A 959-nucleotide genomic window follows, 5' to 3' on the forward strand; every position below is an offset into this window, starting at 1 on the left:
CGGTAGCCGCCGCCGGCACCGCCGGCGGTAGCCGCAGCCGGCGCCGCCGGCGGGGCGGTGGCTCCTAGGCTGGCGCGGTGGCCTCCCCGAGCTCCGCGCCCGCCGTCCCGCCGTCCCTGCCGCCCTCGGTGGCCGAGCTGCTGCGCCGCCTCGTCGCGGCGGACCCGACGCGGCCGCGGCTGACGTTCTACGGGCCCCGCCACGCCGACGACGGCGAGCGGGTGGAGCTGTCGGCGCGGGTGCTGGACACCTGGGTGTCCAAGACCGCGAACCTGCTGGTGGAGGAGTTCGACGCGGGCCCGGGCTCGACGGTGGCCCTGGACCTGCCGGCGCACTGGCGGGCGCTGGTGTGGCAGCTGGCCGCCTGGTCGGTGGGCGCGGGCGTCGTGGTGGGCGACGGCGCGGGCGGCGGGGTGGCGGCGGGCGCGGACGTGCTCGTGACGGCGGACGCGGCCACCGCCGCAGCGGCCGCGGGTGACGGCGTCGTCGTGGCGCTGGCGCCGCTGGCGGCGGCCTACCCCGCCGGCGCCCCCGCCGGGGTGCTGGACTACGCCCGCGTGATCACCGGCTACGGCGACGTCTTCCGCCCGCACGCCGCGCCGGAGCCGGCCGCCGCGGCCCGCACCGCCCGCAGCGCCACGACGTCGTTCGGGGACCTGCTGCCCGCGGCGCTGGCGGCGGGGGCGGCCTGGCCGGTGGGGGTGCGGCTGCTCACCGACGCCTCGCCGGCCGCGGTGGTGGGCAGCGTCCTGGCCGCGTACGTGCGCGGCGGCTCCGTGGTGCTGGCACCGGCGCTGGACGCACTGCCCGCCGCGGTCCGGGAGCAGGAGCTCGTCACGGCGGTGCTCGCGACGCAGGGCTGAGCGGGGCCACCCGTCCCGCCGGGGCCGCCGGCGCTGCGCCGTCCGGGTGCGGGTTCTCACCCGGGAGGCGGTACCCGTCCGCGCGGCCCCACCACG

1 protein-coding gene is annotated in these 959 nt (G+C 81.2%); it reads left to right on the forward strand.

The genetic code is table 11. The features are described from left to right. Positions 1-77: 77 nt before the first annotated feature. A complete protein-coding gene (locus ABEB16_RS22535; RefSeq protein WP_345714377.1) occupies positions 78-863 on the forward strand; it encodes a TIGR03089 family protein in 786 nt (261 codons plus the stop codon). Positions 864-959: the final 96 nt, after the last annotated feature.

The organism is Kineococcus glutinatus, assembly GCF_039542765.1.
Lineage (GTDB): Bacteria > Actinomycetota > Actinomycetes > Actinomycetales > Kineococcaceae > Kineococcus_A > Kineococcus_A glutinatus.